The sequence below is a fragment of the Streptomyces sp. NPDC005863 genome, assembly GCF_042871345.1.
In the GTDB taxonomy this organism is placed as follows: domain Bacteria; phylum Actinomycetota; class Actinomycetes; order Streptomycetales; family Streptomycetaceae; genus Streptomyces.
The window spans coordinates 147,280-166,630 of record NZ_JBIAII010000008.1 but is presented as its reverse complement, the minus strand read 5'-3'; the positions used below and the strand labels follow the sequence as shown (position 1 = coordinate 166,630).

Below are 19,351 nucleotides of genomic sequence, written 5' to 3'. Positions count from 1 at the left end.
CGAACACCACGAGCACGGCGAAGACGACGATAACGGCGAACAGTACGAGCACCACGGACAAGGTGAGCGCAGACAACGGGAGCGGCCCCCAGGACGCCCACCCCCACCCCCACCCCCACCCCCTCCTCTCCACCACCGGCCTCCCCTCCTGGCTCGACCCGGTCGTGCACGCCGCGCAGACCGTCGAGCCGCTCCAGCTGAGCCGCTTCCTGCCCCCGGAGAGCGGCGCCGGACGCCAGTCCGCCGTACTCATCCTCTTCGGAGAGGGCGAGAAGGGCCCCGAGCTGCTCCTGATGGAGCGCGCGGGCTCGCTCCGCTCGCATCCGGGCCAGCCCTCCTTCCCCGGTGGCGCCCTCGACCCCGAGGACGGCGACCCGCAGGGAGAGGGGCCGCTGCGCGCCGCCCTGCGCGAGGCGGAGGAGGAGACCGGCCTCGACCCCCGCGGCGTCCAGCTCTTCGCCGAGCTGCCGCGCCTCTTCATCCCGGTGAGCGACTTCGTCGTGACGCCCGTGCTCGGCTGGTGGCGCACCCCGACCCCGGTCGGTGTCGTCGATCCGAACGAGACGGCCCGCGTCTTCACGGTTCCCGTGGCCGATCTCACGGACCCCGCGAACCGCGCGACGGCGGTGCACCCCAGCGGCCACCACGGCCCGGCGTTCCTCGTCGAATCCGCTCTGGTCTGGGGTTTTACGGCCGGAGTGATCGACAGGATCCTGCACTTCGCGGGCTGGGAGCGCCCCTGGGACCGCACGAGGCAGGTCCCGCTCGACTGGCGCGCATGACAAGGTTGCGGGGAACGGCGACCGCGATGCGAGGCGAGGATTGAATCGGTGAACGTGCTGGACATCCTGTTGCTGCTCGCCGCCGTGTGGTTCGCTGTCGTGGGGTACCGCCAGGGCTTCGTGGTCGGCATCCTGTCGGTGATCGGTTTCCTGGGCGGCGGTCTCGTCGCCGTCTATCTGCTGCCGATCGTCTGGGACGCGCTCACGGACGACGACGCGGCCGCGGTGGGTACGACGGCGTCGGTGGTGGCCGTCGTCATCGTGATCGTCTGTGCCTCGATCGGCCAGGCCTTCACCACCCACCTCGGCAACAAGCTGCGCCGGTACATCACCTGGCAGCCCGCCCGCGCCCTGGACGCGACGGGCGGCGCCCTGGTGAACGTGGTGGCGATGCTCCTCGTCGCCTGGCTGCTCGGCTCCCTGCTCGCGGGCGCGACGCTGCCGACGCTCGGCAAGGAGCTCCGCAGCTCCAAGGTGCTGCTCGGCGTGGACCGCGCCCTGCCGGGCCAGGCCGACACCTGGTTCACCGACTTCCGTTCGGTCCTCGCGCGCAACGGCCTCCCCCAGGTCTTCAGCCCGTTCTCGAACGAGCCCATCAAGGAAGTGCAGCCCCCGGACCCGAAGCTCGCCAAGAGCCAGGTCGCCACCAAGGCCAAGCGCTCCATCGTGAAGGTCCGCGGTGAGGCCCGCGGTTGCGGCAAGGTGCTCGAAGGCACCGGCTTCGTCTTCGCGGACCGCCGCGTGATGACGAACGCGCACGTGGTCGGCGGTGTGGACGAGCCGACGATCCAGATAGGCGACAACCACCAGACGTACGACGCGAAGGTCGTGCTCTACGACTGGAAGCGCGACATCGCCGTACTGGACGTGCCCACCCTGAAGGCGCCGGCCCTGCAGTTCTCGTCGAAGGACGCGCCCAGCGGCGCCAGTGCCATCGTCGCGGGCTTCCCCGAGGACGGGCCGTACGACGTCCGCCCCGCGCGCGTGCGCGGTCGCATCACCGCCAACGGCCCGGACATCTACCACCGGGGCACCGTGCACCGCGACGTGTACTCGCTCTACGCGACGGTCCGTCAGGGCAACTCCGGCGGCCCGCTGCTCACGCCCGACGGCAAGGTCTACGGCGTGGTGTTCGCGAAGTCGCTCGACGACCCGGACACCGGCTATGCGCTGACGGCGGACGAGGTGCGCGAGGACATCAAGCGCGGCCGCACCGCCGACCAAGAGGTCGACAGCCAGGGCTGCGCGCTCTAGAGCGGGAGTGGCCGGGGGGCCCGGCGGGCGGGGTCAGTCGCGGGTATGGCGGAGCCGCGCGGAGACCCAGCGGGCCCTGCGGCGGAGAATGCGCGGAATTCCCATCGCCTGAGGGGGGCCGTAACGGCCTCGATCCTGTGGCCCGCCCCTCTCGTGGCTGTTCAGCGCTGTGGCCGAGCGGCGATTGCGTGCTACGTCACTGTAGTCGTGCGTCCAGCCCATACCCCGACGTGTGCCCGGGCCTCATGGTCGGTAACCGCGCCCAGGGGCCCCAATTGGCCTATGCGGGAGGCAATTGGCGTTCGTAGGACAGGTGTTCGCTCGAGGGTCCCCGGAACGTCACCGATCCGGTTCCGGATCCTTCAGCCAGTTCACCAGCTCGGTCGAGAACGCCGCCGGATCCTCCTCGTGCGGGAAGTGCCCGAGCCCGTCGAACAGCCGCCAGCGGTACGGAGCTTCGACGTACTCGCCGGAGCCCGCCGCGCTCCTGGTCCGCATCACGGGGTCGAGGGAGCCGTGCAGATGCAGCGTCGGCACGCGCACCGGCCGCTTCATGCGGCGATTGAACTGGATGCCGTCGGGGCGCGCCATCGACCGCACCATCCAGCGGTACGGCTCGACCGAGCAGTGCGCCGTCGAGGGGATGCACATGGCCCGCCGGTACGTCTCCACCGCCTCGTCGTCCGGCAGCCGGGGCCCGGACCAGTCCCGCACCAGACGCCCCACCAGGGCGCCCTTGTCCGCGACCAGTTGACGCTCCGGCACCCAGGGCCGCTGGAAACCCCACACGTACGAGGCCGCGGCCGTCTGCCTGCGGTCCGACAGCATCGCCGAGCGCCAGCGCCGCGGATGCGGCATCGAGGAGACCGCGAGGCGGCGCACCAGCTTGGGCCGCATCACGGCCGCCGTCCACGCCAGGTACCCGCCCAGGTCGTGCCCGACGAGCGCGGCGTCCGGCTCGCCGAGGGAGCGCACGACGCCCGTGATGTCGAGCGCGAGGTTCGCCGGGTCGTAGCCGCGGGGGGTGCGGTCGCTGCCGCCCACGCCCCGCAGGTCCATCGCGACGGCCCGGAAGCCCGCGTCGGCGAGCGCCACCATCTGGTGCCGCCACGACCACCAGAACTGCGGGAAGCCGTGCAGGAGCAGGACCAACGGCCCGTCACCCATTTCGGCGATGTGGAAGCGCGCCCCGTTGGCGGCCACGTCCCGGTGGGCCCAGGGCCCCTCGATGCGTACGGCAGAGGCGGAGGGCTGGGCCGATGGAGTGGCGGGGTCCGTCATGAGGACGAGCGTGCCACAGTCGCCCCCGTCTCACCGACTCGGACCTCGACGACACTCGCGGGGCTCGCCGAGCGGGGATGCGGCTTGACGTTCCCCAGTACGGCCGCCGTCTCCTTGGCCGAAGCGGCGACCTTCTGCGGTCCCTTGCCCTGCTTGGCCTTCTTCGCGAAGACGACGCCGACCAGCGCGAGCAGCCCGGCCACCACCAGGTTGGCGGCGAAGGACAGCAGGAAGCAGATCGCGAGGTTCCAGTGGCTCCAGGTGCGGATGCCGTAGGCGAGCGCGAAGCTCAGCATCGGCAACGAGAAGATGAGGACCGTGCCGGCCGCGGCGAACGCGCCGCCGCCTACCGCGCCGCGCTTGACGTCCTGCCGCAGCTGGGCCTTGGCCAGCGCGATCTCGTCGTGCACCAGCGCGGACATCTCGCCGGTCGCCGAGGCGACCAGTTGGCCGAGGCTGCGCTCGGCGCCGACGGGGCCGTCGGGTGAGCTCATCGCGTTCTCCCCTTTGTCTCTTCTGATCTCTTCCGGGATATGTCTGCTCAGATCATGCCGGACCGTTGCCGTCCTTGCGTTCCCCACCCGCGACTTCGGCAAGCCTGCGATGCTCCGCGGCCTTCTTCTCATGGATGGCGGCCATCCGCAGGTGGTAATCCGGCTTGTCCATCTCGTAGATGTCGGGGATGCCGTCGAGGTCCTCGTCGCGGTCCTCCTCCTCGCACATCGCGCGGTACTTGGCGTTGCGCATCTTCAGCAGGATCCCGGAGAGCACCGCCGCGATCAGCGAGCCCAGCAGGACGGCCGCCTTGATCTCGTCGGTGAGCAGCGGGTCCTCGGTGAAGGCGAGTTCGCCGATGAGCAGCGACACGGTGAAGCCGATGCCGGCCAGCGAGGCGACCGCGAACACGTCGGGCCAGGCCAGGTCGTCGTTGAGCTCGGCCTTGGTGAAGCGGGCCGCGAGCCAGGTGCCGCCGAAGATGCCGACCGCCTTGCCGACCACGAGACCGAGCACCACGCCGAGCGTCTCCGGTTGGGTGAAGACGTCGCCGAGCGCGCCGCCGGTGACGACCACGCCCGCGCTGAACAGGGCGAACAGCGGCACGGCGAGGCCCGCGGAGACAGGTCGTACGAGATGTTCGATGTGCTCGCCGGGGGAGTGCTCCTCGCTCTCGGCGCCCTCGCCCTCCTTGTGGCAGCGCAGCATCAGGCCCATGGCGACGCCCGCGATGGTGGCGTGGATGCCGCTGTTGTACATCAGGCCCCAGATGACGAGCGCCAGCGGCACGTAGACGTACCAGCCGCGTACCCGCTTCCTGAGCAGCAGCCAGAAGACGGCGAGGCCGACGACGGCGCCGCCGAGTGCGGCGAAGTTCAGGTCGCTGGTGAAGAAGACCGCGATGATCAGGATCGCGAAGAGGTCGTCGACGACGGCGAGGGTGAGCAGGAAGGCGCGCAGCGCGGACGGCAGCGAGGTGCCGATGACCGCGAGGACGGCGAGCGCGAAGGCGATGTCGGTGGCGGTCGGCACGGCCCAGCCGTCCAGCGAGCCGCCGCCCACGGTGTTGGTCAGGAAGTACACGAGCGCCGGGACGGCCATGCCGCAGAGCGCGGCGATGACGGGCAGCGCGGCGGCCTTCGGGTCGCGCAGATCGCCCGCGACCAGCTCGCGCTTGAGTTCGATGCCGGCCACGAAGAAGAAGACGGCGAGGAGCCCGTCGGCCGCCCAGTGCTGGATCGAGAGGTTCAGGCCGAGCGAGCCGGGCCCGAGATGGAAGCCGCGGACCGCGTCGTACGATCCGCCTGCCGTGTTGGCCCAGATCAGCGCGGCGACCGCGGCGGCGAGCAGCAGCACTCCGCCGACGGTCTCGGCGCGCAGCGCGTTCGCGATGAAGGTGCGCTCGGGGAGCGAGAGACGGCCGAGGACCTTGCGGTTGCTGCTGGGGGCGGGCGCGGTCACGAGAGTCGACCTCCGGTCGGGTAGGCAGGGCTGAGCACATGCCGACCAGACTTCCCGGCGCACCTAGTTCTTCTCGTCGCGTCAGCTCGTCATGTCGATGACGCGTTGTTGACGCGATCCTTAGCTTACCTAACGTACGCCCGGACGTATCCGGCGATCTTCACCTTAAGCACAAAGGGACCGCCCGGCGCGCTGCCGGACGGCCCCTTCGAACGTACGTGCATGCCCTCGGGCTTACGTGAATACCCTGCTGCCCGCTCAGTCCTCGCTGGGCGCGGCCGGGAGCCGCGTCTGGATGAGGTCCATGACGGAGGAGTCGGTGAGGGTGGTGACGTCACCGAGCTCGCGGTTCTCCGCGACGTCGCGCAGGAGTCGGCGCATGATCTTGCCGGAGCGGGTCTTGGGCAGCTCGGCCACCGGGAGGACCTGCTTGGGCTTGGCGATCGGGCCGAGGGTGGTGCCGACGTGGTTGCGCAGCTCGGCCACGAGCCCCTCGTCGTCGGCGTTCGCCGTGCCGCGCAGGATCACGAAGGCGACGATGGCCTGGCCGGTCGTCTCGTCCGCGGCGCCCACGACGGCGGCCTCGGCGACGGCGGGGTGCGAGACGAGCGCGGACTCGACCTCGGTGGTGGAGATGTTGTGCCCGGAGACGAGCATGACGTCGTCGACCCGGCCGAGCAGCCAGATGTCGCCGTCCTGGTCCTTCTTGGCCCCGTCGCCGGCGAAGTACTTGCCCTCGAAACGCGACCAGTACGTGTCGATGAAGCGCTGGTCGTCGCCCCAGATGGTGCGCAGCATGGAGGGCCACGGCTCGGTCAGGACGAGATAGCCGCCGCCACCATCCGGTACCTCGTTCGCCTCGTCGTCGACGACCGTGGCGGAGATGCCCGGCAGGGCGCGCTGGGCGGAGCCCGGCTTGGTCTCGGTCACGCCCGGCAGCGGCGAGATCATCATCGCGCCGGTCTCGGTCTGCCACCAGGTGTCCACGATGGGGCAGGCGTCGCCGCCGATGTTCTTGCGGTACCACATCCACGCCTCGGGGTTGATCGGCTCACCGACCGAGCCGAGCACCCGCAGGCTGCTGAGGTCGAACTTCGCGGGGATGTCGTCGCCCCACTTCATGAACGTGCGGATCGCGGTGGGCGCGGTGTAGAGGATGCTCACCTTGTACTTCTGGACGATCTCCCAGAAGCGGCCCTGGTGCGGGGTGTCGGGCGTGCCCTCGTACATGACCTGGGTCGCGCCGTTGGCCAGCGGCCCGTAGGTGATGTACGAGTGGCCGGTGACCCAGCCGATGTCGGCCGTGCACCAGTAGACGTCGGTCTCGGGCTTGAGGTCGAAGACGGCGTGGTGGGTGTAGGCCGCCTGGGTGAGGTAGCCGCCGGAGGTGTGCAGGATGCCCTTGGGCTTACCCGTGGTGCCCGAGGTGTAGAGGATGAACAGCGGGTGTTCCGCGTCGAAGGCCTCGGGGGTGTGCTCCGCGGGCTGCTTGGCGACGATCTCGTGCCACCACACGTCGCGGCCCTCGGTCCAGGCCACGTCCTGGCCGGTGCGGCGCACCACGAGGACCTTCTCCACGGATACGCGGGTGAGGGCCTCGTCGACGGCGGGCTTGAGCGCGGAGGGCTTGCCCCGGCGGTAGCCGCCGTCGGAGGTGATGACGACCTTGGCGTCGGCGTCCTCGATGCGCTTGGCGATGGCGTCCGCGGAGAAGCCGCCGAAGACCACGGAGTGGGCGGCGCCGACGCGGGCGCAGGCCAGCATCGCGACGACCGCCTCGGGGATCATCGGCAGGTAGACCGCGACGCGGTCGCCCTTGCGCACGCCCAGCTCGGTCAGCGCGTGCGCGGCACGGCTGACCTCATCCTTGAGCTCGGCGTAGGTGATGGCCCGGCTGTCGCCGGGCTCACCCTCGAAGTGGATCGCGACGCGGTCGCCGTTGCCGGCCTCCACGTGACGGTCGACGCAGTTGTAGGCGACGTTGAGCTTCCCGTCGGCGAACCACTTGGCGAACGGCGGGTTCGACCAGTCCAGCGTCTCGGTCGGTTCCGTGGCCCAGGTCAGCCGGCGGGCCTGCTCGGCCCAGAAGCCGAGCCGGTCAGCCTTGGCCTGCTCGTACGCCTCCGCCGTGACGTTGGCGGCGGCTGCCAGCTCCGCCGGCGGCGCGAAGCGACGCTCCTCCTTCAAGAGGTTGGCCAGGCTTTCATTGCTCACGACATCTCCCTTGCGCTGCTTTGCCGGGGGGCGACCGTTGTGTCCGAAGCCACAGCTCATCAGACACAACCGGTGGTGACAAGGGCCTGCCGAAAATTGGTTTAGACCTTTACCTGGCTGTCTTCCCGGATCGGAACTAGACCTTGATCGGCGCTGTGGGCGCCACCTGATCGAAGACCTCGTCGGGGAGTTGCTCGGCGCCGCCCTCCGTCAGCAGATAGGCCTGCGCCTCCCCGACGTGGAAGTACATACCGTGCAGCTCAAGATCGTTTTCAGCAAGTCGGCGCGCGACCGACTCGTGTGCCTTCAAGTGCTCCAGTTGCTGGACCACGTTGGTGAGGCAGAGCTGCTCGACGGCGTCGGCGGGCGCCCGTCCGGCGAGCCGCGCCCACGCCCTGTCCTGCGCGCCCATCCGCTCCAGGCTCGGCAGTCCGTGCCGCAGCCACCGCTTCAGCGGCGTCTGGGGGCCGCCGGGCGGGGTGGTGAGCAGCGCCTGCATGGCGCCGCACCCGGAGTGCCCGCACACGGTGATGGAGCGGACCTTGAGCACGTCGACCGCGTACTCGATGGCGGCGCCCACCGAGTCGTCCCCGCTCTCCGCGCCCGGCAGCGGCACGAGGTTGCCCACATTGCGTACGACGAAGAGGTCGCCGGGACCGCTCGACGTGATCATCGAGGTGACGACCCTGGAGTCCGCGCAGGTCAGGAAGAGCTGGGCGGGCTGCTGCCCCTCCCGCGCGAGCCGGGCGAGCTCACCGCGCACGTGCGGCGCCGTGTTCCGCTGGAACGCGCTGATTCCGCTGGCCAGTTGATGGTTGCTGGGCCGGCCCTCCCGCTGCTCCTCCTGCGGCCGGTCGCAGTGGTGGTTGCGCCACGGCGTCCAGGGCCTGCAGCAGGAGTGCGCGGAGCTCGCGGGCTCGGCGATACGGGTCCCGGAGCGGCCGGTGATCTCGACGCTTCCCCCGTGCGCGATGTGGGCGTCCTGCCAGCACTGGAGCGATTCGTAGGCGGCGTGGTCCATGAACGAGCCGTCCAACTCGACGATCACGTCGGCGTCATGGGGGATGAGGTGCAGGGCCCGGCTGAGCCGCGGCACCGCGAGGAACGTCAGCTGCCCGCGCACGCGGACGTGGTGGACCCCGTCCACCTCGCAGTGGGTGATCCGGGTCCGGGCGAGCCGGTGCAGCGAGACGGCCACGGCCACGGCGACCCCGAGGGCCACGCCCTCGAGGACCCCGAAGACGACCACGCCGAGGGTGGTGACGGCGTAGACGAGGATCTCTCGGTGGCGGGTGACGGTCCTGATGTGGTGGAGGTTGACCATCTGGATGCCGACGGACATGACGAGGGCGGCGAGCGCCGCGAGCGGGATCAGCTCCAGGACGGGCACCAGGAGCAGCGCGGCCACTACCACCCAAACGCCGTGCAGCATCGTGGAGTTCCCGCTGACGGCGCCCGCGCGAACATTGGCCATGCTGCGCACGGCGACGCCCGCGACGGGGAGCCCGCCGAGCGTTCCGGACACGATGTTCGCCGTGCCCTGGCCGAGCAGCTCGCGGTCGAGGTCGGAGCGGCGCACGCGCGCGTGCAGGTCGTGCTGTCCGGCGACGACCTTGTCGACGGCGACGGCGCCGAGCAGTGACTGCACGCTGCACACCAAGGTGGTGGTGAGCACGGCGGCGATGAGCCCGAGCATGGGCCCGTCCGGGAACCCGGCCAGTGCGTGACTGCGCCAGGACGGCAGGTCGACCTTGTCGACGCCGAGGCCGGTCGTGGCGGCGACGGCGGTCGCGGCGGCCACGGAGACGAGGGCCGCGGGCAGAACCCGCACGACGCGCCCGACCCGCCCGGGGATCCGCGGCCACAGCAGCAGGATCGCCAGGGTCAGCAGGCTGATCGTCAGGGCTGCGGGGTGCAGGTCGGCCAACTGGGCGGGGAGCGCCCGGACGTTGGCGAGCACGGAGCTCTGCGGGGTGCCGCCGAGCACGATGTGGAGCTGGGCGACGGCGATGGTGACGCCGATGCCGGCCAGCATGCCGTGGACCACGGCGGGGCTGACGGCGAGCGCGGTACGGGCCACGCGCAGGCAGCCGAGGCCGAGTTGGGCGAGGCCGGCGCAGACGGTGATGGCGCAGGTGGTCCGCCAGCCGTACTGCTGGATGAGGTCGGCGGTGACGACGGTCAGACCGGCGGCCGGGCCGCTCACCTGGAGGGGCGAGCCGCCGAGCAGACCGACCAGGATGCCGCCGACGGCCGCGGCGACGAGGCCCGCCTGGAGCGGGGCTCCGGTGGCGAGGGCGATGCCGAGCGACAGCGGCAGGGCGATCAGGAAGACGGCGACCGACGCGGAGAGGTCGGCGCCCGCGATGCGGAACCGCTTTCCGGGCGGCGGGGCGTGGGGCTTGTTGGCGCGGGGCGTGTGGGCCGAGTCGGTGGTGCGAGTGGGGACGCAAGCAGACATGTTTCCCGTCTCCTCCGGGGCAGCGCGGTCGCGGAACGAGGGGTCCTCCGGAGGTCTCCGGAGGGGCGGGTCGCGGCCGTGGGTCACGGCGTGCAGCGGCGGGATGGCTCAACTCTCGGTAAACGAATCGTAATGCAGAGTAAAGGAACTCCAAGGCTTTTCCGTGCAAATAGGGCAATACCTCACTCGGATGAGTGAATGCGGAAAATGATCGGCTTGTCGGAAAGTCTGATTAAAGGGTCCGTGCGAAGTTCGGTCTGATCTGTCCCTACTTGCATGGAAGAAGGTGGGCGGAAGATGGCCGCCACCCGGAGGACCGCCGCGAGCCTCACCGCCCTCGTGGCCTGCGCAGTGGCCTTGGCCGGCTGCGCCGACAGCGGCACCGGCGCCAGGAAGGGCGCCGAGGGCGCCAAGAAGGGCGCCGGAGCCCCGGCCCCCAAGAGTCCCGTCCGTATGATCGGCGACGGCTCCACGTCGTTCACCGGGAAGCAGCCGCACCTGCCCCGGCCCACCCGCCTGAAGCCGGGCCAGAAGCCGCCGCAGTTCGTCGTCTTCTCCTGGGACGGCGCGGGCGAGGACAGCCAGAAGCTCTTCTCGCACTTCCGCAAGGTCGCCAAGCGGAACAACGCGACGATGACCTACTTCCTCAGCGGCGTCTACATGCTCCCCGAGGGCAAGCGCAAGCTCTACAAGCCGCCGCAGCACATGGCCGGAAGCTCGGACATCGGCTTCAACGACCGCAAGGGAATCAGGGACACCGTGGACCAGCTCCGCGGCGCCTGGCTCGAGGGCAACGAGGTCGGCACGCACTTCAACGGGCACTTCTGCGGCGCGGGCGGCGGGGTGGGGGAGTGGTCCGTCAAGGACTGGAAGAGCGAGATCAACCAGGCCAAGTCCTTCGTGAAGGCCTGGAAGTCCCACGCCGGCCTGAAGAAGGCCAAGCCCCTGCCCTTCGACTACGACAAGGAACTGATCGGCGCCCGGACCCCCTGTCTGGAGGGCCAGAAGAACTTCATGCGGGCCGCCCGCGAGATGGGCTTCCGCTACGACACCAGCGGCGTCAACAACCAGGTCTGGCCCAAGAAGAAGGAGGGGCTGTGGGATCTGTCGATGCAGCTCGTCCCCGTCCCCGGCCGCCAGTTCGAGACGCTGACCATGGACTACAACTTCATGGTCAACCAGTCCGGTTCGACCTCGCAGGGCGACCCGTCCAAGCACGAGTACTGGGGCGACCAGATGCGTGACGGCCTGCTCCAGGGCTTCTCCCGCGCCTACAAGGGCAACCGCGCCCCGCTGATCATCGGCAACCACTTCGAGTCCTGGAACGGCGGCACGTACATGCGGGCCATCGAGGAGACCGTCGAGCGGGTCTGCAACAAGCCCGACGTACGGTGCGTCTCCTTCCGCCAGCTCGCGGACTGGCTGGACGCGCAGGACCCGAAGACGCTGGAGAGGCTGACCCACCTGCGGGTCGGCAAGGAGCCGAAGGAAGGCTGGGCGTCGTTCCTCTCCGCCCAGCCCGCACCGGCCCCCAAGGGCGTCCCCGGCGCTCCCGCGGTCAAGCAGTAGCACTCCCGCGGGCCGTGGCGGTCATGCGCTCGCGCAGCACGAAATCGGGGTCGACCTGGGCAGCCAGGTCGGCCCCGGTCCGTTCGTTGCCCCAGCTCTGCGCGTTCTTCAGGTGGAAGTGGACCATCTGGCGGGTGTACCGCTCCCAGTCGCGCCGGTCGTACGCGGCCTCGACGGCGTCCTGAAGCACCTGCAGGGAACGGCGGTTGTCCTCTTCCAGGAGCGCGAAGCGCGGCGGGCGCCCCTTCTCCATGGCGCGCACCCAGTCCGAGTGCCCGACCGTCACCAACAGGTCGTCGCCGACCTGCTCGCGCAGGAAGTCGACGTCGTCCTGGCCCTGCACCTTGTTGCCGACGACCGCGAGGCTGACGCCGAAGTCCCGCGCGTACTCCTTGTACTGGCGGTAGACGGAGACGCCCTTCTTCGTCGGCTCGGCCACCAGGAACGTCATGTCGAAGCGGGTGAACATGCCGGAGGCGAAGGAGTCCGAACCCGCGGTCATGTCCACGACCGCGTACTCGTCGCGGCCGTCGACGAGATGGTTCAGGCAGAGCTCCACCGCCCCCGTCTTGGAGTGGTAGCAGGCGACACCGAGGTCGGCTTCGGTGAACGGCCCGGTGACCATCAAACGCACGGTGGCGTCGTCGAGTTCCACGGGCCGCGCGCACGCCTCGTACACGGGGTTGTCCTCGCGCACCCGCAGCAGGCGCGAACCCTCGCCGGGGGGCGTGGTCTTGATCATGGTGTCCGCGGAGAGGATCCGCGGGTTGGAGCCCCGCAGGTAGTCCTTGATGAGGGGCAGCCGTGCGCCGAGGGCGGGCAGCTCGGCGGCCTCCGTCTCGTCGAGGCCGAGGGCCGGTCCCAGGTGCTGATTGATGTCGGCGTCCACCGCGATGACGGGCGCCCCGGTCGCGGCGAGGTGGCGGATGAAGAGCGAGGACAGCGTCGTCTTGCCGCTGCCGCCCTTCCCTACGAAAGCGATTTTCATGACCACGAAGGGTAGCCGGTCGGGTACACCGTGTGCCCGATGCGCGTGAAGAAGACCACTCCTTCGTGGCGGCGAGCCCGGAAGTACGTAGGGTCGTACTCATGAGTACGACAGCTGATCCGCTCGCGGCCCTCGGGGATCTCCCCGGGGTGACCGACTCCGTGGACTCCGTGCGCAAGGCCGTCGACCGGGTCTACGGGCACCGCATCATGCGGCGCCGCAGCAACGAGATCACCTCCGAGGCCGCGCTGCGCGGCGCCCGCGGTTCCGCGGCGCTCTCCGGCGCCGACTGGGCGCTCGAAGAGGTGCGCCGACGCAGTGACTTCAGTGGTGACGGCGAGGCGCGCACGCTCGGCGCGGCCCTGCGGCTGACCGCCGAGGCCGGTCAACTCCTGTCGATCTGGCGGCAGTCGCCGCTGCGCGTGCTCGCGCGCCTGCACCTGGTCGCCGCCGCCGACTCCGCCGAGGACGCGGGCCGGCCGCGGCTGGCGGGCGAACCCGTGGACGAGCCGCTGGTCGAGCTGCCCGTTCCGGACGCGGACGAGGTGGCGGGCCGGCTGGAGGGCCTGTCCCAGCTGATCATCGCGGGCAGCGCGGCGCCGGCGCTGGTGACGGCGGCGGTGGTCCACGGCGAGCTGCTCAGCCTGCGCCCGTTCGGCTCGCACAACGGCCTGGTCGCGCGGGCCGCCGAGCGCATCGTCCTGGTGGGTAGCGGCCTCGACCCGAAGTCGGTGTGCCCGGCGGAGGCGGGGTACGGGGAGCTGGGCCGCGCGGCCTACGTGGCGGCCCTTGACGGCTACGCGTCGGGCAGGCCGGAGGGCATGGCGGCCTGGATCGCCCATTGCGGCAAGGCGGTGGAGCTCGGCGCCAGGGAGTCGACGGCCGTCTGCGAGGCGCTGCAGCGCGGCGCGGCCTAGGGGCGTCGAGGGGGCAGGTGCCCGAACAGGGTTGCGGCGGTACGGAATCCGTACCGCCGCTGGCATGTCCACCGTGTTACCAAGCGTCCTCGATATGTTGCCCATCAGGTCGGGACGTTGCCCGTCACCTGGTGCGGCTGGCCCGTAATCGACGGGTCGACGTCGCGTGGGTGCTCGGTGTTCATGCTTCGGTCCGTGGGGCCTCAACTGCGTTTGAAGGTGATCCTCTCGGATGTCCTTGGTCTCGCGGGCCGTTGACTCCTTTGTACTCCCCTCCTGGGATAAGCGGAAGTCCTGGCCGCACTTCTTTACTTTTAGCTTCAAACAGGTGTAAATCGGGCGGCTGATCGAAGGTGCGGCAAAGCACCGTCGCCGTAGGGCCGGAGCCCGGTTTCGCGCCGGGTCTCAGGACGCGGCCGCGCGGCGCCGGCTCGCGAACCAGACGAGGCCCGCCGTGGCCGCCGCGGCGCCGACCGCGGCGGCCGCCACGACGGCGGGCCGGGGCGGCGTGGGCAGCCGCTGCTTCAGGCGGACCGGCCGGTGGAAGTCGAGGATCGGCCACGCGCGCGTGAGGGCCTCTTTGCGCAGCGCGCGGTCCGGATTGACCGCGTGCGGGTGCCCGACGGACTCCAGCATCGGCAGATCGGTCGCCGAGTCGCTGTACGCGTAGCAGCGGTCCAGGTCGTACCCCTCCGACCGGGCGAGCTCCTTGACCGCCTCCGCCTTGGTGGGTCCGTACGCGTAGTACTCCACCTCACCGGTGAAGCATCCGTCGTCCCCGACCACCATGCGGGTCGCCACCACCCGGTCCGCGCCGAGCAGTTCACCAATCGGCTCGACGACCTCGGCGCCCGAGGTGGAGACGATGACGACGTCGCGGCCCGCGGTGTGGTGCTCCTCGATGAGGGACGCGGCCTCGTCGTAGATGATCGGGTCGATCAGGTCGTGCAGGGTCTCGGCGACGATCTCCTTGACCTGCTGAACGTTCCACCCGCGGCACAGGGCGGACAGGTACTCGCGCATCCGCTCCATCTGGTCGTGGTCCGCGCCGCCCGCGAGGAAGATGAACTGTGAGTACGCGGTGCGCAGTACCGCTCTGCGGTTGATCAGGCCGCCTTGGTAGAACGACTTGCTGAAGGTGAGCGTGCTCGACTTCGCAATGACCGTCTTGTCCAGGTCAAAGAAGGCGGCAGTCCGAGGCAAGGAGTGGTTTTCCACGAGCCCGAGCATAGGCGCCCACCATTCGGCGTAAGCTGAGGCGCGTGGGTTTGCCTGAGAAGGCTCTCGGGTACACCATGGAAGTCACGGATCGTTCGCGACCGTGCTAACCCGGTCTGGCTCCTCCCCCCCCGAGTCGGACCGTGGGGACGACCCCCGCTCTCCCCCCCGGCGGGGGTCGTCGCATGTCCGGATGGGTTTTTGAACCCTCCGTCGATCCTCTTCCGGCCCTCGAGTGGCCCTCATGCCCTTCTCGACCCTTCTGCGGGCTGCCCAAGATCCGTCACTGAGCGTAGTCGTGAGGCTGCGCTGTGGAAGTCATCGCGAAGGCGGTGCGATGTCACCGGTATGGGTGACGGAGATATTCACAGGCATCGCCTTGTCCACAGTTATTGACCAAGATCCACACGATTTCCGGCAGCGCCGCACGCTGATTCCGCCCGCTCCGCTCGTGAAGTTCATGGCCGGATTGCTTTGTCCGGTCTCTTCGCGCAAGCGGGGCGCGGCATTCACAAGGGTGTCGCGGTGTGAAGGGGATGGAGATCGTGGGTGGAGTCATTTCACGTGACAGGAGCGCGCAGGCCGAGGGACGGCAGGGCGGCCCGCTGATCGTCACGGAGGACGTGGAGCTGCTGGATGACCTGCTGCGGCTGTGTGCCGCCGCGGGAGCGCTGCCCGAGGTGCAGCACGGCGGCCCGTCGAGCAGGCAGGGATGGGAGGCCGCCCCGCTCGTGCTGGTCGGGGACGACGCCGCTGACCGGGTGCGCGGGGCCGCGCGCCGCCGGGGTGTGGTGCTGGTCGGGCGGGATCAGGACGACGCCGGCGTCTGGCGCCGGGCGGTGGAGATCGGCGCCGACCATGTGCTGGTCCTGCCGGACGGCGAGCAGTGGCTGGTGGACCGCATCGCCGATGTGGCGGAGGGGGTGGGCAGGCCCGCGCTCACCGTCGGCGTCATCGGCGGCCGGGGCGGCGCCGGAGCCTCCACGCTGGCCTGCGCGCTCGCGGTCACGGCGGCGCGGGAGGGCCGGCGCACGATGCTCGTCGACGCCGACCCGCTGGGCGGCGGTCTGGACGTCCTCCTCGGCGGCGAGAGCGCCGACGGGCTCCGCTGGCCGGCGTTCGCCGCCTCGCGGGGCAGGGTCGGCGGTGGGGCGCTGGAGGAGTCGCTGCCGGAGCTGCACGCGCTGCGGGTCCTGAGCTGGGACCGCGGGGACGCGGTCGCGGTCGCCCCGGAGGCCGTGCGGGCGGTCGTCGCGGCGGCCCGCAGGCGCGGCGGTGTGGTGGTCCTGGATCTGCCCCGCCGGGTGGACGAGGCCGCGGCGGAGGCGCTCGCGCAGGTGGACCTCGGGCTCTTGGTGGTGCCCGCCGAGCTGCGCGCGGTGGCGGGGGCGCGACGGGTGGCGTCGGTGGCGGGGATGGCTCTGCGGGACCTGCGGGTTCTCGTCTCCGCGGGCGCAGGACCGGGGGATGCCGGTGGCCTGGGGCCCGAGGAGATCGCGGGCCTGCTCGATCTGCCGCTGGCCGGCGAAGTCCCCTGGGAGGCCGGACTGCTCGGCGCCCAGGCCGCGGGAACACCACCTGGAGGCGCCGCCCGGGGACCGCTGGCCCGGTTCTGCACCTCCTTCTGGCAGCGGCTGCCGGTCGAGGCGACGGGAGCGGGCGTATGAGCTCGGTGATCGGCGCCCGGATGCTGGACGGCGTGCGCCAGTGGCTGGCGGAGAACGGCACGGAGCCGACGCCCGCCCGGGTCGCCGAGGCGCTGCGGGCCCAGGGCAGGGTGCTCGGAGACACCGAGATCCTCGGCGCGGCGGAGCAGCTGCGCTCGGAGCTGATCGGGGCGGGTCCCCTGGAGCCGCTGCTCGCGGACGACACGGTGACCGACGTCCTGGTCTCCGCGCCCGATCGGGTCTGGGTGGACCGGGGCGGCGGTCTGGAGCTGACGGGCGTCACCTTCCGGGACGCGGCCGCGGTGCGGCGGCTCGCGCAGCGCCTCGCGGCCGTGGCGGGCCGACGCCTCGACGACGCGCGGCCCTGGGTGGACGCCCGCCTCCCGGACGGCACGCGACTGCACGCGGTGCTGCCACCGGTGGCGGTGGGCTCGACCTGCCTCTCGCTGCGGGTGGTGCGCCCCCGGGCCTTCACCCTCGCGGAGCTGGTCGCGGCGGGCACGGTGCCGCCCGGGGGCGACCGCTTCCTGCGCGCCCTGCTCGACGCCCGGCTGTCCTTCCTGATCAGCGGCGGCACCGGCAGCGGCAAGACGACGCTCCTGAGCGCCCTGCTGGGTCTGGTCGGCCCCAAGGAGCGCATCGTGCTCGCCGAGGACTCGGCGGAGCTCCGCCCGGGGCACCCGCATGTGGTGCGCCTGGAGTCCCGCCCCGCGAATCAGGAGGGGGCAGGCCTCGTCGGCCTGGACGACCTGGTGCGCCAGGCCCTGCGGATGCGCCCCGACCGGCTGGTCGTCGGCGAGGTGCGCGGCGCGGAGGTGGTGCATCTGCTCGCCGCGCTGAACACCGGACATGAGGGGGGCTGTGGCACGGTCCATGCCAACGCCGCGGGGGACGTGCCCGCCCGCCTTGAGGCCCTGGGGACGGCGGCAGGCCTCGACAGGGCGGCTCTGCACAGCCAGTTGGCGGCGGCGCTGTCGGTGGTGATCCATCTCGTACGAGACAGGGTGGGCCGCCGCCGCATCGCCGAGGTGCATGTCCTGGAGCGCGGTGAGTCCGGCTTGGTGGCGACGGTGCCGGCGCTGCGCTGGGGCGAGACGGCCTTTACCCGGGAGCCAGGTTGGGAGCGCCTGAACTCCCTGCTCAGGAGCGGTTCCTGGGGTGATGGGTCGTGAGCGCCACGCTGTGGACGGCGGTGCTGTGCGCGGGGACTGCGGCGTGGCTGGCGGCCCGACGGACGGAGGAGCACCGATGGGCGGCGCTGTTCGGAGCAAGCGCCGCACTGAAACCCCAAGTGTGGCCTTGGCAACGGGTGCTGGCCGGCGCGCGGGGACGGATGGGGCACGAATGGTGGTGCCTGGCGGCGGGTTCGGCGGTCGCTCTGCCGGCCGCGTCCGTGGTGCCGCTGGTCGTGGGCGCGGCAGGGGTGCCGGTGGCGGCGCGCGTGCGGCGGGCCCGGGAGGCGCGCAAGGAACGGCAGCGGCGCGGTGACGCGGTGATCGCACTCTGTGGGGAGCTCGCGGGAGAGGTGCGAGCAGGCCGGCAACCCGGAGAGGCGCTGCGGCTGGCCCTGGAGGAGGGCGACGCGGGCGGTGTCGGTGAGGCGCGGAGCGCGGTGGTGGCGGCGGCGCGGTTCGGCGGGGATGTGCCGGGGGCGCTGCGGGAGGCGGCCCGGGTGCCGGGTGCCGAAGGCCTCCTGGGCCTGGCGGCGTGCTGGCGGGTGGCGGTGGACCGCGGCGCGGGACTCGCCGCCGGCCTGGAACGGCTGGAGGGGGCGCTGCGCGCGGAGCGCGACCAACGCGCTGACCTGCGGGCCCAGTTGGCGGGCGCTCGTTCAACGGCCGTGATGCTCGCGGGCCTGCCCGTCCTGGGCCTGCTGATGGGCGGAGCACTGGGGGCGGAACCGCTGCGGGTCCTGTTCCACACCGGACCGGGCCTGGTGTGCCTGGCGGTCGGGGGAGCGCTGGAGGCTGCCGGGGCGTGGTGGGCGCTGCGGATCGTACGAGGGGCGGAGGAGTGATGAACGTTGTCCACAGGCTGGGGGTATTCCTGTGGGACGCCGCGGCCGTGCTCTGGCTGACACTGACGGTGCTGGCCGCACGACGCGAGCGGACCCTGCGCCGACGCGCGGATGCAGCACTCCACAGACAACGCCCCCGGGCACGACGCCGCACCCTACGCCTGAGCCCCGGGGGAGCGACGCGGAAGTGGCTCGTGGTGGCCGGCACGGCGAGCGCCGCCTACGCGCTGGTGGGCGGGGTCCCGGGCCTGTTGGCGGGCGGGGCGGTGGCCTACGGCACATGGCGGCGCGTCGGCCGGAGCCGCGCGTCCGCGAATGCCCCGGCCGAAAAGTCGACGCAGACGGAGGCGGCACGCCAACTCCCCCTCGCGGCGGACCTCCTGGCCGCATGCGTCACCGCAGGGGCGAGCCCTGTGGCGGCTGCCGCGGCAGTCGGGGAGTCCCTTCAGGGCCCGGTCGGCGCACGACTGGCACGCGGGGCGGCAGAGGTACGCCTGGGCGGCGAACCCTCCGACGCCTGGCGCCAATTGGCTGAGCTACCGGCAGCGGCACCGCTGGCCCGCCTCCTGGAACGGACGGGAGATTCCGGAACCCCGACAGCGGCCCCGGTCACCCGCCTGGCCGCGGACGCGAGAGCGGAACGCGGCCGCACGGCAACGGCAGCGGCACGCAGGGCGGGCGTCCTGATGACGGCCCCGGTGGGCTTGTGCTTCTTGCCGGCGTTCGTGGCGATCGGGGTGTTGCCGGTGGTGATCGGAATGGCGGAGGGGCTGCTGAGAGCGGGGTGAGGACGACGGCGCGCGCGCCGAAACGAAAACAGAACAGGCGAACAAGCAGAGATCACCAGAACCAGCAGAACCAGCAGAACTCAAGGAACGCCAACGGAGGTTGAAATGCGGGGGAATGTGATGAGCGAGACGGCGGGGCGCCGACAGGAACCGTCGGGTCGGCGCTGGTGGCAACGGGGCCCGATGCGGACGGGAACGCGACGAGGGCTGAGGTGGCGGGTCCGTGCAGGGGGCGCGGA

16 protein-coding genes are annotated in these 19,351 nt (G+C 71.2%); 8 read left to right on the top strand and 8 right to left on the bottom strand.

The features are described 5' to 3' along the window. The first annotated feature begins 164 nt into the window (after positions 1-164). A complete protein-coding gene (locus tag ACFYO9_RS26575; RefSeq protein ID WP_358777308.1) occupies positions 165-782 on the top strand; it encodes a CoA pyrophosphatase in 618 nt (205 codons plus the stop codon). A 48-nt stretch (positions 783-830) separates the two neighbouring features. Continuing rightward, positions 831-2,036: a MarP family serine protease gene (locus tag ACFYO9_RS26570; protein ID WP_358777291.1), complete on the top strand. Its 1,206-nt coding sequence runs from the start codon at positions 831-833 to the stop codon at positions 2,034-2,036. A 33-nt stretch (positions 2,037-2,069) separates the two neighbouring features. Here the strand turns inward: ACFYO9_RS26570 and ACFYO9_RS26565 are convergent, their stop codons facing one another. From ACFYO9_RS26565 to ACFYO9_RS26540, 6 genes are all read right to left on the bottom strand, one after another. Further along, positions 2,070-2,258, bottom strand: coding sequence for a hypothetical protein (locus ACFYO9_RS26565; RefSeq protein ID WP_355810925.1), 189 nt, complete (start codon positions 2,256-2,258; stop codon positions 2,070-2,072). A 117-nt stretch (positions 2,259-2,375) separates the two neighbouring features. Next, positions 2,376-3,317, bottom strand: coding sequence for an alpha/beta hydrolase (locus ACFYO9_RS26560; RefSeq protein ID WP_358777292.1), 942 nt, complete (start codon positions 3,315-3,317; stop codon positions 2,376-2,378). Further along, complete coding sequence (locus tag ACFYO9_RS26555; RefSeq protein ID WP_355810931.1) at positions 3,314-3,811, bottom strand: phage holin family protein; 498 nt, start codon at positions 3,809-3,811, stop codon at positions 3,314-3,316. Before ACFYO9_RS26555 ends, ACFYO9_RS26560 begins: the two co-directional genes overlap by 4 nt. A gap of 52 nt (positions 3,812-3,863) precedes the next feature. Next, the gene (gene nhaA, locus ACFYO9_RS26550; RefSeq protein ID WP_358709886.1) at positions 3,864-5,273 is read right to left on the bottom strand and encodes a Na+/H+ antiporter NhaA; all 1,410 of its coding nucleotides are present in this window, start codon (positions 5,271-5,273) and stop codon (positions 3,864-3,866) included. A 258-nt stretch (positions 5,274-5,531) separates the two neighbouring features. Next, the gene (acs, locus tag ACFYO9_RS26545) at positions 5,532-7,547 is read right to left on the bottom strand and encodes an acetate--CoA ligase (protein ID WP_358777293.1); all 2,016 of its coding nucleotides are present in this window, start codon (positions 7,545-7,547) and stop codon (positions 5,532-5,534) included. A 76-nt stretch (positions 7,548-7,623) separates the two neighbouring features. Continuing rightward, positions 7,624-9,948: a SulP family inorganic anion transporter gene (locus ACFYO9_RS26540; protein WP_358777294.1), complete on the bottom strand. Its 2,325-nt coding sequence runs from the start codon at positions 9,946-9,948 to the stop codon at positions 7,624-7,626. Between the two features lie 297 nt (positions 9,949-10,245). Here ACFYO9_RS26540 and ACFYO9_RS26535 point away from each other — a divergent pair, with 297 nt between their 5' ends. Continuing rightward, positions 10,246-11,517: a hypothetical protein gene (locus ACFYO9_RS26535; protein WP_355810945.1), complete on the top strand. Its 1,272-nt coding sequence runs from the start codon at positions 10,246-10,248 to the stop codon at positions 11,515-11,517. Here the strand turns inward: ACFYO9_RS26535 and ACFYO9_RS26530 are convergent. Then, positions 11,507-12,505 carry an ATP-binding protein gene (locus ACFYO9_RS26530; protein WP_358777295.1) on the bottom strand — a complete coding sequence of 333 codons (999 nt, stop codon included), beginning with the start codon at positions 12,503-12,505 and terminating at the stop codon, positions 11,507-11,509. The genes ACFYO9_RS26535 and ACFYO9_RS26530 overlap by 11 nt on opposite strands. 101 nt (positions 12,506-12,606) lie before the next feature. Between ACFYO9_RS26530 and ACFYO9_RS26525 the strand changes: the two genes are divergently transcribed. Continuing rightward, positions 12,607-13,422 (top strand): oxidoreductase, encoded by an 816-nt coding sequence (locus tag ACFYO9_RS26525; RefSeq protein ID WP_358709881.1) that lies wholly within the window; start codon positions 12,607-12,609, stop codon positions 13,420-13,422. 405 nt (positions 13,423-13,827) lie between these two features. On the opposite strand, the gene ACFYO9_RS26520 is transcribed toward ACFYO9_RS26525, so the two are convergent. Further along, the gene (locus ACFYO9_RS26520; RefSeq protein WP_355810952.1) at positions 13,828-14,652 is read right to left on the bottom strand and encodes an HAD-IB family hydrolase; all 825 of its coding nucleotides are present in this window, start codon (positions 14,650-14,652) and stop codon (positions 13,828-13,830) included. 524 nt (positions 14,653-15,176) lie between these two features. On the opposite strand from ACFYO9_RS26520, the gene ssd reads away from it, so the two are divergent. The 4 genes from ssd to ACFYO9_RS26500 are packed head-to-tail and all read left to right on the top strand — an operon-like array spanning position 15,177 to position 19,112. Continuing rightward, positions 15,177-16,307 carry a septum site-determining protein Ssd gene (gene ssd, locus ACFYO9_RS26515; protein WP_388666624.1) on the top strand — a complete coding sequence of 377 codons (1,131 nt, stop codon included), beginning with the start codon at positions 15,177-15,179 and terminating at the stop codon, positions 16,305-16,307. Further along, positions 16,304-17,479, top strand: coding sequence for a TadA family conjugal transfer-associated ATPase (locus tag ACFYO9_RS26510; protein WP_358777297.1), 1,176 nt, complete (start codon positions 16,304-16,306; stop codon positions 17,477-17,479). The genes ssd and ACFYO9_RS26510 overlap by 4 nt, the downstream gene beginning before the upstream one ends. Beyond that, positions 17,476-18,324, top strand: coding sequence for a type II secretion system F family protein (locus ACFYO9_RS26505; RefSeq protein ID WP_358777298.1), 849 nt, complete (start codon positions 17,476-17,478; stop codon positions 18,322-18,324). The genes ACFYO9_RS26510 and ACFYO9_RS26505 overlap by 4 nt, the downstream gene beginning before the upstream one ends. Further along, positions 18,324-19,112 carry a type II secretion system F family protein gene (locus tag ACFYO9_RS26500; protein ID WP_358777299.1) on the top strand — a complete coding sequence of 263 codons (789 nt, stop codon included), beginning with the start codon at positions 18,324-18,326 and terminating at the stop codon, positions 19,110-19,112. The genes ACFYO9_RS26505 and ACFYO9_RS26500 overlap by 1 nt, the downstream gene beginning before the upstream one ends. Positions 19,113-19,351 lie beyond the last annotated feature (239 nt).